This is a genomic window from Streptomyces sp. NPDC048290 (assembly GCF_040652095.1).
Lineage (GTDB): Bacteria > Actinomycetota > Actinomycetes > Streptomycetales > Streptomycetaceae > Streptomyces.
In genome coordinates, this window is the sequence record NZ_JBEZLM010000017.1 from 62,636 (window position 1) to 76,938 (window position 14,303).

General features: G+C 72.7%; 12 protein-coding genes and 1 pseudogene. 3 read left to right on the forward strand and 10 right to left on the reverse strand.

All coding sequences use genetic code 11. The annotated features are described in order from the left end of the window. Nucleotides 1-24: 24 nt before the first annotated feature. The gene (locus AB0D49_RS26940) at nucleotides 25-1,434 is read right to left on the reverse strand and encodes a glycosyl hydrolase (RefSeq protein WP_362761911.1); all 1,410 of its coding nucleotides are present in this window, start codon (nucleotides 1,432-1,434) and stop codon (nucleotides 25-27) included. Between the two features lie 170 nt (nucleotides 1,435-1,604). On the opposite strand from AB0D49_RS26940, the gene AB0D49_RS26945 reads away from it, so the two are divergent. Beyond that, nucleotides 1,605-2,864 carry an ATP-grasp domain-containing protein gene (locus AB0D49_RS26945; RefSeq protein WP_362761913.1) on the forward strand — a complete coding sequence of 420 codons (1,260 nt, stop codon included), beginning with the start codon at nucleotides 1,605-1,607 and terminating at the stop codon, nucleotides 2,862-2,864. Nucleotides 2,865-2,940: 76 nt separating this feature from the next. Here AB0D49_RS26945 and AB0D49_RS26950 read toward each other — a convergent pair whose 3' ends face one another. The 5 genes and pseudogenes from AB0D49_RS26950 to AB0D49_RS26970 all read right to left on the reverse strand — a co-directional run bounded on the left by AB0D49_RS26950 (nucleotide 2,941) and on the right by AB0D49_RS26970 (nucleotide 5,042). Further along, nucleotides 2,941-3,027, reverse strand: a complete 87-nt coding sequence (locus AB0D49_RS26950; protein ID WP_362762127.1) for a hypothetical protein — start codon at nucleotides 3,025-3,027, stop codon at nucleotides 2,941-2,943. Next, nucleotides 2,994-3,413, reverse strand: coding sequence for a hypothetical protein (locus AB0D49_RS26955; RefSeq protein ID WP_362762144.1), 420 nt, complete (start codon nucleotides 3,411-3,413; stop codon nucleotides 2,994-2,996). The genes AB0D49_RS26950 and AB0D49_RS26955 overlap by 34 nt, the downstream gene beginning before the upstream one ends. A gap of 277 nt (nucleotides 3,414-3,690) precedes the next feature. Beyond that, nucleotides 3,691-3,891: pseudogene (locus AB0D49_RS26960) on the reverse strand (chaplin); the annotation flags it as partial. Nucleotides 3,892-4,024: 133 nt separating this feature from the next. Further along, nucleotides 4,025-4,252 carry a chaplin gene (locus AB0D49_RS26965; protein ID WP_362761915.1) on the reverse strand — a complete coding sequence of 76 codons (228 nt, stop codon included), beginning with the start codon at nucleotides 4,250-4,252 and terminating at the stop codon, nucleotides 4,025-4,027. A gap of 376 nt (nucleotides 4,253-4,628) precedes the next feature. Continuing rightward, on the reverse strand, nucleotides 4,629-5,042 hold the full coding sequence (locus AB0D49_RS26970; RefSeq protein WP_362761917.1) for a rodlin: 414 nt from the start codon (nucleotides 5,040-5,042) through the stop codon (nucleotides 4,629-4,631). Between the two features lie 298 nt (nucleotides 5,043-5,340). Between AB0D49_RS26970 and AB0D49_RS26975 the strand changes: the two genes are divergently transcribed. Both AB0D49_RS26975 and AB0D49_RS26980 read left to right on the forward strand, forming a co-directional pair. Further along, the gene (locus tag AB0D49_RS26975) at nucleotides 5,341-5,751 is read left to right on the forward strand and encodes a rodlin (protein ID WP_362761919.1); all 411 of its coding nucleotides are present in this window, start codon (nucleotides 5,341-5,343) and stop codon (nucleotides 5,749-5,751) included. A 362-nt stretch (nucleotides 5,752-6,113) separates the two neighbouring features. Beyond that, nucleotides 6,114-6,521: a rodlin gene (locus AB0D49_RS26980; protein ID WP_362761921.1), complete on the forward strand. Its 408-nt coding sequence runs from the start codon at nucleotides 6,114-6,116 to the stop codon at nucleotides 6,519-6,521. Nucleotides 6,522-6,608: 87 nt separating this feature from the next. Here the strand turns inward: AB0D49_RS26980 and AB0D49_RS26985 are convergent, their stop codons facing one another. The 4 genes from AB0D49_RS26985 to AB0D49_RS27000 all read right to left on the reverse strand — a co-directional run bounded on the left by AB0D49_RS26985 (nucleotide 6,609) and on the right by AB0D49_RS27000 (nucleotide 14,023). Beyond that, on the reverse strand, nucleotides 6,609-8,531 hold the full coding sequence (locus AB0D49_RS26985) for an AMP-dependent synthetase/ligase (protein ID WP_362761923.1): 1,923 nt from the start codon (nucleotides 8,529-8,531) through the stop codon (nucleotides 6,609-6,611). A gap of 182 nt (nucleotides 8,532-8,713) precedes the next feature. Further along, nucleotides 8,714-10,255, reverse strand: coding sequence for a von Willebrand factor type A domain-containing protein (locus tag AB0D49_RS26990; protein ID WP_362761924.1), 1,542 nt, complete (start codon nucleotides 10,253-10,255; stop codon nucleotides 8,714-8,716). Between the two features lie 175 nt (nucleotides 10,256-10,430). Continuing rightward, complete coding sequence (locus AB0D49_RS26995) at nucleotides 10,431-11,309, reverse strand: ABC transporter permease (protein WP_362762129.1); 879 nt, start codon at nucleotides 11,307-11,309, stop codon at nucleotides 10,431-10,433. A gap of 53 nt (nucleotides 11,310-11,362) precedes the next feature. Continuing rightward, a complete protein-coding gene (locus AB0D49_RS27000) occupies nucleotides 11,363-14,023 on the reverse strand; it encodes an alpha/beta fold hydrolase (protein ID WP_362761926.1) in 2,661 nt (886 codons plus the stop codon). Between the last annotated feature and the right edge of the window lie 280 nt (nucleotides 14,024-14,303).

A 14,303-nucleotide genomic window follows, 5' to 3' on the forward strand; every position in this document is an offset into this window, starting at 1 on the left:
CGCCGCCGTGCGTCCGGCCCGCGCTCAGCGGTTGCGCGACCACCAGTCGAGGCGGACGCAGAGCTTGCCGCCAAGCCAGTGCTCGACCCAGTCGCCGAGGTCCAGCGGTGTGCAGTCGGGCGTGCCGGGCGGGTCGGTCGGCTTCACCGGCGTCGGTTCCGGCGTCGGCACCGGAGTGGGTACCGGGGTCGGCTCGGGCGTCGGCTTCGGGGTGGGCTCGGGCGTCGGCCCGACGACCGGTCCGCCGCGTCCGGACAGCACGCTGCGGTACACCTCGGAGGAGCGCGGGTTGGTGCCGCACTGCCACACACCGTGCGGGCAGTAGTCGGTGAGGGTGTTGTAGAGCGGCTTGTGCTCGTCCATCCAGGCCAGCATCCGCCGCATGTACTCCGGGTTGTCGCCGTTGCGGAACAGCCCCCACTCCGGGTACGAGATCGCCTTGCCGTGCGCCTTGGCGAACTCCACATGGTCACGCAGCCCGTACGGCTCGCTGACCTGCTGGTCGAAGGACATCCCGGACGGCTGGTCGTAGGAGTCCATGCCGATGACATCCACGGTGGCGTCACCGGGGTAGCAGCGCGTCCAGGCGATGGCGTCCCGGCCACGGCTGGGCGTCCAGTCGAACTTGAACTTCTGGCCGGGTACGGCCCGCATGGCGGTGACGACCCGGTTCCAGTACTTCTTCCACGCCTGCGGATCGGGCCCGCAGCGGTGGCTGTACGTGATGCCGTTCATCTCCCAGCCGAGCACGATCACCGTGTCCGGCACCTTCAGGTCCACCAGCCGCTCGGCGAGCGCCCGGTAGTGCTGGTCGAACCGTCCGGCGGCGCCCTGCCGCAGCAGCCGGCGCACCTCGGCGTCCGAGAGTCCCTCCTCGTTGCGCTCCAGCATGGGGACGTTGAGCACGAACATCCGGTCCGGGTCGGCCCGCCGCCAGTCGGCCCACGAGGCGAGGAAGTCGGGCCGCCCCTCGATGTTGGACCACAGGTCGCCCGGCAGATAGGTGTGCCCGACCCGCAGATCGGCCCCGCCCAGCCAGCGGCTCAGCTCGGCGATCCGGGAGACCCCACGGGGGCCGTAGTCGAGATAGGCGCCGAAGGCGGGGTGCTCCTTGACGGCCGCGTTCCCGGCCGTGTTGCCGGTCGCGTTGCCGGGCGCGTTCCCGGGCGCCTTCTCAGCCACCGTCCCGGCCGCCTGCTCAGGCACCTTCGCGGGTGCCGTCTCGGGTGCCGTCCCGGCCGCCTCCCGCGCCGGTGTGCCGCTCGCGGGCGCCGCCGTCGCGGCCGGGTCCGGAGCGGGGGGATCGGCGACGACCGCCACTCCGAGCCCCGCGGCGAACACCGGTCCGGACGCCAGGGCCGCCGACGCGGTGACCGTCGCCGCGATCAGGGCCAGCCGCTTGGACCGGGACCGTCGCTGCTGCTGTGGGGCCATGCCTGCTCCTCTCCTCGCCAACCGCGCTGTCTGACGCGCACTCTCATGCCGTTCGAACGCCAGTTACTGACACTCAGTCATATGAAAGACCCTCACGCCACCGCCATTGCGGCGTCCGAGTGCCCCGCTCGCCCGCACGGGTGACACCGACCGAAGGAACCGAAGGAAAAGTGTCCGCGCCGCCGTTAGACACCCGGGTCCCCGCCGTACTGCTGCGGATCGACCGGAACCCCTTCCACCACGGCACGCTGGGCGCCGTCCGCTCGCTCGGCCGCGCGGGCGTGGAGACCCATGTGGTGGCCGACGGCACCGCCAGTCCGGTCGCCGCCTCCCGGTACCTGACCGCCGTCCACGAACCGCCCGCCCCGGGCGCCCCGGACGAGGAGATCGCCCGGGTGCTGGCGGAGGTGGCCGCGCGGATCGCCCGGCCCGCCGTCCTGGTCCCGCTGGACGACGCGAGCGCGCTCGCCACGGCCCGGCTGCGGACCCGGCTCGCCCCCGCCTTCCGGCTCCCGGCGCTCCCCGGCCCGCTCGCCGAACGCGTCGCCGACAAGGCCGAACTCGCCGCCCTGTGCACCGGCCTCAACATCCCGCACCCCACCACCCTGGTCCCCGGCAGCGCCGCCGAGGCGGGCCGCGCCGCCTGGCGCCTCGGGCTGCCGGTGGTCGCCAAGTGGAGCCGCCCCTGGCTGCTCCCGGCGGGCAGCGGACTGCGCAGCACGACCGTCGTCCGGTCCGCGCAACAGGCCCGGGAACTGTACGGGCGCGGCGCCGAGGCGGGCAGCCCGCTGCTCCTCCAGGAGTTCCTGCCGCCGGGACCCGGCCTCGACTGGTTCTGCCACGGCCACACCACCCGTGACGGCACCCGCCACGGCGGCGGCACCGGGCGCAAGCTGCTGTCCTGGCCGCGCGGCGCGGGCCTGACGGCGGTCGGCGAGTGGGCGCCCAACCCCGCGCTGGACGAGCTGACCGGCCGTCTGGTCGAGGCCCTCGGCTACCGGGGCGTCCTCGACCTGGACTTCCGCCGCCACGACCGCACCGGCGCCTATCACCTGCTCGACTTCAACCCCCGCCCCGGCGCCCAGTTCCGGCTCTTCGCCGACGGCGCCGGTCTGGACGTCGTACGCGCCCTGCACCTCGACCTGACGGACCGTCCGCTGCCGCCCCCGCGCCCCCGCCCAGGACGCCGGTTCCTGGTCGAGAACTACGCCCCGCTCACCGCCCTGCGCCCGTCCCGCACCAGCCGCGAACTCGCCTGGTACGCCGCCGACGACCGGGCGCCCGCCCGCGCCCTGTGGCTCCAGTGGCCCCGCCGTCTCACCCGTCGGCTGCGCCCCGCCGCGCCGGTCCCCGCCGACCCGGACGGCCCCCGCCCGCACATCATCCGCCAGCCGTCCCCGCCCACCGACGAACGCGCGAGCCGCCCCTGACCGGCGGAACGGGTCCGGACACACGTCGGCCCCGGACGACGGTCGGCCGTCGTCCGGGGCCCTGGTGTCCCGCCCGTCACGGACGCGCGGCGGCCCGGCCTCGCCGGTACAGCACGGCCCCACCCGCGATCAGCGCGGCCCCGGCCAACGAGGCTCCGAACACGGTGTCGTCACCGGTGTCCGCGAGGGAGGGCGGCCGGTGATGCCCACCTCCGCCGGGGGGCTGCCCGCCTCCGCCGGGAGGCTGCTCGCCACCACCGGGAGGTGACTCACCCCCACCTGGGGGCTGCTCGCCACCGCCGGGGGGCTGCTCACCGCCACCGGGAGGCTGCCCACCTCCGCCAGGAGGTGACTCACCCCCACCAGGGGGCTGCTCGCCACCGCCAGGCGGCTGCCCACCACCACCGGGAGGTGACTCACCCCCACCAGGAGGCTGTTCCCCACCACCCGGCGGCTGCCCACCTCCGCCAGGAGGTGACTCACCCCCACCGGGAGGCTGCTCGCCACCACCGGGCGGCTGCTCACCTCCCCCAGGCGGCTGCTCCCCATACCCACCAGGCGAGTCGTCACCTCCGTACCCGGAGTCCCCATAGCCGGAGTCCCCGTACCCGGAGTCCCCATGGCCCGAGTCCCCGTAGCCCGAGTCTCCATACCCGGACTCCTCGTAGCCGGAGTCCCTGTGCCCCGAGTCCCTGTGTCCGGAGTCCCCGTAGCCCGAGTCGCCGTAGCCCGAGTCGCCGTACCCGGGCTGGGAGTCCCCGTAGCCGGAGTCATCCCCGTAAGAAGGCCCCCGTTCCGTGTCCCCGGCCCCCGTGTTCGCGCAGGTGTTGCCGAAGGCGGGGTTGAGGAGGCCCACCGGGTCCACCGTGTTGCCGCAGAGGTTGGCCGGGATGTTCACCGGGACCTCGACCGCGTTGCCCGAGACCACACCGGGCGAGCCCTGTGCGCCCCCGCTCGCCGAGCTGTCGGCGAGTACGGGTGTGGCGCAGAGGGACAGAATGCCGGTCGCGGCGGCAGCCGCGACCATCGACCTGCTCAAGGTCTGTCGCAATCTCAATCTTTCCTGTCCTGCTCGATCAAAGAGCTTCAGAGTCGGGAAAGGCCGGCCCTGGACCGGAAGATCGGTCCAGGGCCGGCCGTGGCGCAGCCGGAGCGGCTGGTCAGCCGTTGGCGCAGATGTTGCCGAACGCCGGGTTCAGCAGCCCGATGATGCTGATGCTGTTGCCGCAGACGTTCACGGGGATGTGCACGGGAATCTGGACGACGTTGCCGGACAGCACACCCGGGGACCCGATCGCGGCACCCTCGGCACCGGAGTCGGCGAACGCCGGGGCGGCCCCGCCCAGGGCGAGGATCGCGCCCGCGAACACGGCAGCGGTCTTCTTCATGGACTTTCCCTTCTCTGCGGTCATGCCCTATGACGGCCGAAACCGAGCGAGCACAACGGATGGCTCGCACCATGACCGGCAGGCTGTAGAACGAGGGATAGACAGCTGAAGAAACTAAGGAACGTGTGTCGCCCGGTAATTCACTCGAACGCCAAAATACCTTGACTCGCCCTTTGTCGCACCGCACCGAATACCGTGCCGATCGGTGAGGAAACGCTTCGCCTAAGTGGCGGAGGGAAATTGACGAGATGTCGGTAAATCAAATTCCACAATGTTTTGCCGGATTCCGGACCCGGCTGGACCGCCGGGAAACCGCCGCGGACGGCCCACCGGGGGGATGGTGGACCGTCCGGGCCGATCGGGGTACGGCGCCCGATCAGCGGTTGGCGACGCCGTTGCCGGACAGCGCGGAGATGTCGTCCAGGATGTGCGACAGCGGCTCGTCGCCCTTGGCCTGGGTGGAGTTCTCGGCGCACTGCTGGTTCTGCGGGGCCGACAGGATCGGGATGTCCTGGACCGAGACCGGGACCAGCACACCGAGCAGCGGACCGACGTTGGCCTTGGCGGGCAGCCCGACGCAGAGCTTGTTCACCGAACCCTGGACCAGGCTGGCCTGCGGGCTCAGGTCACCGAACGTGGCCGAGTTGCCGAACGCGGAGTGGGCTCCGTTGCCGCTGGCGGAGGTGGTGCCGGAGTCGTCACCGATGGCAAGCGCCTGCGGGGCGGCCATCGCCGTCATACCGACCACGGAGGCGGCGACCGCCGCCGCGGCCATTGCCTTCTTCAGCATTTCCGTTTCCTTTCCGACGAGGACACCCGCTTCCGGCCCGCATATTTTCCGGCCCGGTCGTCACGGGTGTTCCTGCCCTCGCATCAACCCGGCGCACGGCGAATGGTTGCGGCCTTTCACTCGTACGGTTCCGGCGACCCCGGCGCGGGGCGGCGGGAATCAGGGAGCGCATTTCGGGGGCGCTCGGCGACCGCGCGCACGCCGTGGGCCAATGGAGTGAATGGGGGCAACCAAGCGGGCGTCCGGCAGTTGTCCAGAACGCTCCGGTGGACGGGGTTTCTCCAGAAGGGACTAGCAAGTGATCAAGAAGGTTCTGGCTTCCGCCGCGGTCGCCGCTTCCGTCGTCGGTGCCTCCGCCGCCGCCGCTCCGTCGGCGCTCGCCATCGGCAACGACAGCGGCACCACCTCCGCCAGCGGCAACGGCGCTTCGCAGGTGTACGGCAACTCGGCGACCTACGGGAACATGAGCCCGCAGATGGCGCTGATCCAGGGTTCGTTCAACAAGCCCTGCATCGGTCTGCCCGCCAAGGCCAACATCGGTTCGCTGATCGGCCTGGTGCCGATCGCCGTCCAGGACATCCCGATCCTGTCGGCCCCGCAGAACCAGCAGTGTGTCGAGAACTCCACCCAGGCCAAGGGTGACGAGCCGCTGTCGCACATCCTCCAGGACATCGCGGTGCTCGCGGGCAACGGCGCCGCCAACAACTGAGTCGGTCGCGCGCCACGGGTCCGGTGACGGACCCGCGGGGGTGCCCCACCGCTCCCGCACAGCGGGCCGCCGGTCTTCCGGCGGCCCGCTTTCTCTGTCCGGACGCGCCCCCACCGCGCACCGGTCGCCTCCCGATCGCCGCCCCCACCGCGCACCGGTCGCCTCCCGATCGCCGCCCCGACCGCACCGCGCGGGCCCGGACCTCACCCCCGGTGACCCCGGGCGTGAACCTGGCGCCCGATGTTCACCCACACCGGGAACAAACTGCGCTGTTCGGGTCAAAAACCGCAACCCATTTCGCTCCGGAACCGTTGATGATCACGCAACTCCCCACCGGAGTCCGCTTTTCGAAGGGAAAGAACATGAAGAAGCTGTGGGCCACCGCGGCTATCGCCGCCTCCGTCGCCGGTCTGTCGGCCACGGCCGCCCCGTCGGCCATGGCCATCGGCAACGACAACGGCACCACCTCCGCCAGCGGCAACGGCGCTTCGCAGGTGTTCGGCAACTCGGCCACGTTCGGTGACATGAGCCCGCAGCTCTCGCTGGTCCAGGGTTCGCTGAACAAGCCCTGTGTCGGTCTGCCGCTGAAGGCCAACGTGGGCTCGCTGATCGGCGTGGTGCCGATCGCCGTCCAGGACATCCCGATCCTGTCGGCCCCGCAGAACCAGCAGTGCGTGGAGAACTCCACCCAGGCCAAGGGCGACGAGCCGCTGTCGCACATCCTGGACGACATCTCCGTCCTGGCAGGCAACGGCGCCGGCAACAACTGATCCGTACCCCGCTCCCGCGACGGCGGGTCACCGGTCTCCCCGGTGACCCGCCGTCGTCGTATGTCCGGGTCGTTCCAGGTGGCCCGGTCAGCGGGCGTACAGCTGCTCGATCTCCTTCTCGTACGCCGTCGTCACCGCGTGGCGGCGGACCTTCAGGGACGGGGTGAGCATGCCGTTCTCCTCGGTGAAGGCGCCCTCGACCAGGGTGAAGGCGCGGATGGACTCGGCTCGGGAGACGGCCAGGTTGGCGTGGTCGACGGCGCGCTGGACGTCGGCGCGCAGGGCGGCGTCGTCCAGCAGGTCGGCGAGGGGGGTGTCCGGGGGCAGCTTGCGGACCGCGAGCCAGTGGGCGACCGCCTCGGGGTCGAGGGTGACCAGGGCGGCGATGAAGGGGCGGTTGTCGCCGACGACCAGGCACTGGCCGATCAGGGCGCGGCTGCGCAGCCGGTCCTCCAGAAGCGCCGGGGAGACGTTCTTGCCGCCGGAGGTGACCAGCAGGTCCTTCTTGCGGCCGGTGATGGTGAGATAGCCCTCGTCGTCCAGGGCGCCGAGGTCGCCGCTGGCGTACCAGCCGTCGGTGAGGGAGCCCGCGGTGGACTCGGGGTCGTTCCAGTAGGAGCCGAGCACGATGGGGCCGTGGAGCAGGACCTCACCGTCGTCCGCGATCCGGATCCGGTTGCCGGGGATGGGCTGGCCGACCGTGCCGGGGCGGGGGCGCAGGGGCGGGACGATGGTGGCGGCGGCGGTGGTCTCGGTGAGGCCGTAGCCCTCGTAGACGATGATTCCGGCGGCGTAGAAGAAGAGGTTGAGGTCGCGGTCGAGGGGGGAGCCGCCGCTGATGGCGTAGCGCATCCGGCCGCCCAGCTCCTTGCGGATACGGCGGTAGACCAGCAGGTCGTACAGGGCCCAGGCGGCGTACTGGGTGAGGGTGGGGCCCTTGCCGGTGCCGAGGAACTTGGCGAGGTACGCCTCGCCGAAGCGGACGGCGACACGGTCGGCGCGGTCGAAGGAGGCGCCGCGGCCCAGTTTCTCGGCGGTGGCGCGTCCGGCGTCGTGGATCTTCTCGAAGAGATAGGGGACGCCGACCAGGAAGGTGGGGCGGAACTCCTTGAGGACGGGGCGGAGTTCGTCGGGTCGCACGCTCGGGAAGTGGCCGACCTCGATGCGGGCCAGCAGACAGGCGATCTGGATGCTGCGGCCGAGGATATGGGCGAGCGGCAGGAAGAGCAGGGTGGTGGCGGCCTGACCGGTGACGGCCTTGAAGACCGGGTGCATGAGTTCGACGGTGTTGGCGGCCTCCGCGTGGAGGTTGGCGTGGGTGAGGACACAGCCTTTGGGGCGGCCGGTGGTGCCGGAGGTGTAGCAGATCGTGGCGATGGTGTCGGGGGTGAGGGCGGCGCGGCGGCGGGTGATCTCCGCGTCGGGGACGTCCTGGCCGAGCGCGGTCAGCTCCGCGACGGCGTCCCCGTCCAGCTCCCACAGCAGGGGCTGTCCGGGGTGGTCGGCGGTGGCGGCGCGGACGGTGGCGGTGTTCTCGGCGGTCTCGGTGATCACGAAGGTGGCGCCGGAGTCCCGGACGATCCACTCCACCTGCTCGGCGGAGGAGGTCGGGTAGACGGGGACCGTGCGGGCGCCGGCCGCCCAGGCGGCGAAGTCCAGGACGGTCCACTCGTAGCGGGTGCGGGACATCAGCGCCACCGCGTCGCCCGGCTGGAGGCCCGCCGCGATCAGGCCCTTGGCGACGGCGGCGATCTCCGCGGCGAAGGCGGCGGCGGTGACCGGGCGCCAGGTGCCCTCGGCCGTCCGGCGGCGCACCACCACCGCGTCGGGCGCCTCGGCCGCGTTGGTGAACGGGATGTCGGCGGTGACGGCGGTGGTGGCCGGGGCCGCCAGCGCGGCGACCCGTGCCTCGCGCACCGTCCCGGAGTCGTCCCGGACCAGTTCGGTGCGGGTACGGCCCGCGAGGTCGGTGCGCCGCCTCGCCCTCTTCAGATCTCCGCGTACGCCCATGGCCGTTCCCCGCTTCCGGTTGCCCTGTCGGTGACGCGAGGTCAACTTACCGCTGCGTAAGACGGAGTCAATGGTTTGCGCGCACAGTTGTTCACTTAAATGGGCCGGAGGCGCCGGTTCCCGGGCGGCGCCAGGGCTGTCGGGACGGGTGGGGCCGGTGGGTCAGCGCGGGTCAGCGCGGGTCAGCGCAGCAGCCGGGCCGCCCGGTCGACGGATTCGGCGAGGTCACCGACCGCCTCGTCCTCGGTGTCCTCGGCCAGGTCGTGGGCGATCCCGGCGAGGTCGTCCAGGGCGGGGGCGCCCGGCAGCGGGGACCAGCGGTCGTCGCCATGGCGCAGGGCGTCGGCGAAGTAGGCGGCGACGGCGGTGACCTGGAAGCGGTCGGAGGCGCTGCCCACGCCGTCGGCGAGGTCGGCGGCCTCCAGATCGCCGGACTCCTCGTGCGGGGTGCGGCCCTCCGGGTCCTGCCAGCGGACGGTGGCGGTGGCCAGGTGCCCGGCCGCGTCCGGCGCGGTGCGGACCGCGTACAGCGCGGTCACCGTGTGGCCGGGGCCGATCTCGCCGCCGTCCACGGAGTCGTCCCGGAAGTCCTCGTCGGCGACCTGGCGGTTGTCGTAGCCGATCAGCCGGAACTCCTCGACGGTCTCCGGGTCGAAGGAGACCTGGGCCTTGGCGTCGCGGGCGGTCAGGTCGACATGGCGCGGGAGCTGCTCCACGAAGACCTCGCGGGCCTCCTCGGTGGTGGCCACATAGGCGGTGTGGCCGTCGCCGCGGTCGGCGAGCCGTTCCATCAGGTCGTCGCCGTAGTCGCTGCCCACGCCGACGCCGAACAGGGTGATGCCGTGCTCGGTGCGGGCCTCGGCGATGTTCTCCAGGATGGTGTCGGCGTCGGTGTCACCGGTGTTGGCGAGCGCGTCGGAGATCAGCACGACCCGGTTGGTGGCGCCCTCGCGCAGACCCTCGACGGCCGTGGCGTACCCGGTCTCCATGCCCGCCCCGAGGTTGGTGGACTGCTCGGTCTCCAGCGCGTCGATCGCGTCGTGCACGGTGTCGCGCCCGCCGCCGAGGCGGGTCATCGGCAGGATCTCCTCGGCCTCGTCGGTGAAGGCGACCAGGGCGACGGAGTCGTCGTCGCGGAGCTGGTCGGTCAGCATCCCCAGGGACCGCTTGGCGAGGTCGAGACGGCCGGGCTCGGCCATGGAGCCGGAGACGTCGACGACGAAGGTCAGCGCGGCCGGGGGGCGTTCCCCGGAGTCCTCGGCGGGGCGGGTGGCGAGTCCGACCCGGACCAGGGACCAGTCGTCCTCGGAGGTGCGGGCGCCGTCCACGGTGACCGTGAAGCCATTGCCGTCGGGGCGGTCGTAGTCCTGGCGGAAGCTGTTGACGAACTCCTCCGGGCGGACGGTCGCCGGGTCCGGTGCCGTGCCCTCGGCGAGCAGCCGCCGGGCGTAGCCGTAGGAGGCGGTGTCGACGTCCAGGGCGAAGGTGGAGAGCTGGTCGGGGGCGGGGGCGAAGTCGCGTGCGGTGCCGTCCGGCTGCCAGGGGTCGTCGTCGGGGCGGGCCTCGCCGCCGCCGGGGGCGGTGTTGCGGGGCCATCGCTCCGCGGCGCCCTCCGCGCTGTCCGCGCTGTCGCCGCCTCCGCTGCAACCCGCGAGTAGCAGTGCGCAGACTGTCGTCAGGGCGAGCGCCCCGCCGCCGAGCCGTGCTGTGCGGTATCGCTTCATCTCCGTTGCCCCCAGCGTCCGTTGATGCCGATGTCTGTGACTGTGACGGCATCGGGGGGTGGAACGTGCGCGCGGGGCGGTTGCGGATGGGTCTCGAAGCGGGCACGGAGACCGTCCGCCGTGACCGGAGGGTGACCTCCGGCCCCGGGGGCGGCGGGAGTGGTCTCCCGTCCCGCTACGACACGATGTCCTTGCGGGCGAAGCCCCGGAAGGCCAGCGCGAACAGGATGACGGCGTACGTCACCGAGATCGCCGCGCCCTGGATCATGCCGTCCCACTCCGGACGCGGCTGGACCGCCTCCGCCCAGACGAACTGCCAGTGCGCGGGCAGGAAGTCCCGCCAGTCGCCGAGCGCGGTCACCTGGTCCAGGACATTGCCGACGATGGTCAGACCGACCGCGCCGCCCACCGCGCCCAGCGGGGCGTCGGTCCGGGTGGACAGCCAGAACGCCAGCCCGGCGGTGACCAGTTGGGAGACGAAGATGTACGCCACGATGATCACCAGCCGCTGCGCGGCCGTCGCCGGGTCCAGCTGACCGCCGGTGGGGATGTGCAGCGGGCCCCAGCCGTAGGCGACCGTGCCGACGGCGAGGCCGACCAGCGGCAGCAGCACCATCGCCGCCAGGCTCATGCCGAGCGCCACCACCAGCTTGGAGAACAGCAGCCGGGTACGCGGCACGGGCGCCGCCAGCAGATAGCGCAGCGAGGACCAGCTCGCCTCCGAGGCCACGGTGTCCCCGCAGAACAGGGCGACCGGGATCACCAGCAGGAAACTGGCCGACACGAACAGGGTGACCGCGGCGAAGTTGGCGCCGGACGCGGTGGCCGTGTCCATCAGGTTGATGCGGTTGCCGCCGCCGTCGCCCCCGTCGTCCGTGTCGCCGCCCACGGCGAACGCGATGACCAGGACGAACGGCAGCAGGCCCAGCACCGCGCCCATCACCATGGTGCGGCGCCGCTTGAGCTGGCGGACCAGCTCGACCCGGATCGGCAGGGTGCGGCCGGGTCGGTAGCCGGGGGCCGTACCGGTGGCCGGGGGGCCGCCGGACGGGATGCCGGGGGCCGGGGACTCGGCGGGCCCGGACTCGGTGTGCTCGACGGCCGTGCTCACGCGGAGCCTCCGATCAGGGTCAGGAAGGCGTCCTCCAGGCGGCGGTTGGGGCCGACCGACTCCACGGGCACTTCCAGGCGGACGAGTTCGGGCACCAGACCCGCGGCGGTGCCGGTGGCGGCCAACTGGACGAGGAGCCCCTCGTCGGTACGGACCGCCGAGGCGACGCCGGGCAGCGCGGCGACCTTCTCCACCAGCGGGTCCGCCACCGGCGTACCCGTGCCGACCAGCAGCGTGTCGCCGGAGCCGGTGATCTCGCCGACCGGTCCGGCCTGCACCAGGCGGCCCCGGTCCATCACCACGAGGTGGGTGCAGGACTGCTCGACCTCGGCGAGCAGATGGCTGGAGACGATCACGGTCCGCCCGGCCGCCGCGTAGCGGATCATCACCTCGCGCATCTCCCGGATCTGGGGCGGGTCGAGCCCGTTGGTCGGCTCGTCCAGGATCAGCAGGTCCGGCAGGCCCAGCATGGCCTGGGCGATGGCCAGCCGCTGGCGCATACCCTGCGAGTAGGTGCGCACCGCGCGGGCCAGCGCGTCACCGAGCCCGGCGATCTCCAGCGCCTCCTCGATGTGCGCGTCCTCGGCGGGGCGGCCGGTGGCGGCCCAGTACAGCTCCAGGTTCTCCCGGCCGGACAGATGCGGCAGGAAACCGGCGCCCTCGACGAAGGAGCCCACCCGGGACAGCACGGGGGCGCCGGGCCGGATGGCGTGGCCGAAGACCCGGATGTCACCGCCGTCCGGGGTGATCAGGCCCATCAGCATCCGCAGCGTGGTGGTCTTGCCCGCCCCGTTGGGTCCGAGCAGCCCCAGCACCTGCCCCTTCTCCACCCGGAACGACAGCTCCCGGACCGCGTAGCGGTCGCTGGAGCGGGAGTAGCGCTTGCTCAGCCCGGTGATCTCCAGGGGGACATCCGCGAGGGCCGGGTCGGGCGGCGGGGCGTCCGTGCGGCGGCGGGCGGTGAGCAGCAGCAGCGCGGCGACCACCACCGCCCCAGCGGGCAGCCACCACACCCAGGACGGCAGTCCGGTCGCCCCGGTGACGACCGCGGGCGCGGTCGGCACGCTCAGCCCGCTCCGCAGGGAGACGGTGTACGTGGCCGCGGCGAGCGGGGAGGCGTAGCCGAGGTCGGTGGAGGACAGGACCAGGCGCAGCCGGTGGCCCTGCTGGACCTCGTGGTCGATGGCCGGGAGGGTCAGTTCGACGTCCGTGCCCTGGCCGGCGTCGGTGACCCGGACCGGGCTGACCAGCTGGGACGGCAGCACCTGCTGGCCGCCGTCGGGGCCGACGTCGTACACCTTGGCGAACAGGACCGTGTCCGGGGAGGTGGAGGCGACGCGGACGGTGGCGGTCGGGGAGCCGGTGATGCGCAGGTCCTCGGTGAGGGGAGCCGACTCGAACGCGGCGAACTGGCCGGGGAAGTCCAGGGAGACCCCGACGCCGAGCGCGGACAGCTGCGACAGGCCGCCCGCGCCGAGGCCGGGCAGCGCGGAGACGGCGGGCGGGCTGGCCCCGGCCGGGTTGCGGACCTGCTGCTCGGGGCCGCGCAGGGCGATGTCCCGGGGGTCGTTGCGCAGCCCCGGGTAGCTGTCGGACTCGGCGCCGCGCAGCCGGGCCTCGCCGTCGGTGGAGTCGAAGCCGCCGGTGCGGGTGGAGCGGAAGGCGGGGCCGGTGGCGGCGCCCGTGTCCTGCTTCAGATACCGGTCGAACCAGGCGCCGACGCGCTGCTCGACGCGGGCCGTCTCCAGGTCACCGCCGTCGTGTCCACCGGAGATCCAGTCGACCTCGACGGGGGCCCCGTTGGCGCGGATGGCCTGTGCGGCGGCGTCCGCCTGACCGAGCGGGAAGAGGGAGTCGCTCTGGCCCTGGAACAGCAGGGTCGGTACGTCGATCCGGTCGCCGACGGCCGACGGCGAGCGGGCCGCGAGCAGCTCACGCGCCGCGGCGTCCGGGACACCGGACTCGGCGACCCGGTCGTACATCGCGCACAGCTCGGCCTCGAAGCGGTCGCAGCCGCCGCCGGTGTTGAAGAAGATCCCGGACCACAGCTTCTTGAAGACACCGTCGGGGAACAGGGCGTCGGACAGGTTCCAGTAGGTGATCGCCGGGGCGATGGCGTCCACCCGGTCGTCGTACCCGGCGGCCAGCAGGGCGATGGCGCCGCCGTAGGAGCCGCCCGCGATGCCGACCCGGGGGTCGCCCTCGGCGTCCAGTTCGACCTGGGGCTGTCCGGCCAGCCAGTCCAGCAGCCGGGACACGTCGGCCACCTCGGTGTCCGGGTCGTTCAGCCCGATCCGGCCGGTCGACTCGCCGAAGCCGCGCGCCGACCAGGTGAGCACCGCGTAGCCGTCCCGGGCCAGGTCCTCGGCCTGGGCGCGCAGATCGTCCTTGCTGCCGCCGAAGCCATGACCGAGCAGCACGGCGGGGCGCCTGGTGTCGGTGGCGCCGGAGGTGAAGTACGAGGTGTCGACCCGCACTCCGCCGCCCATGTCCAGCATCCGGTCACCGCGCCGCACGGGGGCCGCGTCCTCCGACGCGACGGCCGTCCAGGTCCCGGCACCGGCGAGTACGACGACTGCGGCGGCAGCGGCGGCCAGCAGCCGCCGGGACCGCCGGGAGCGCCGTATTCCGCGCAGTCCGGGGAGTCGAAGATCCATGGGGGTCAATGTACGGGGCTTGTCTGTCAGCTCTGTGTCAGCTTCCGGGCGCCTGGGGGGGGCGGGACCGGCGTGAGGTGGGCGTGGGGTGGGGGCTGGGTGGACGTGGGGTGGGCGCGCGGTGGGCTCAGGGTGGGTGCGGGGTGGGTGCGGTGGCCGGGATCGTATTCAGTCCGTCGTTCGAGGAGGCCACTCGATGCGCTGAAGAAACCGGCATTCCCGGGCGTCTTCCCCGCTCACGGCTTTGCCTTGGAAGGATCGGCCCCTTGGAAACGGAGAC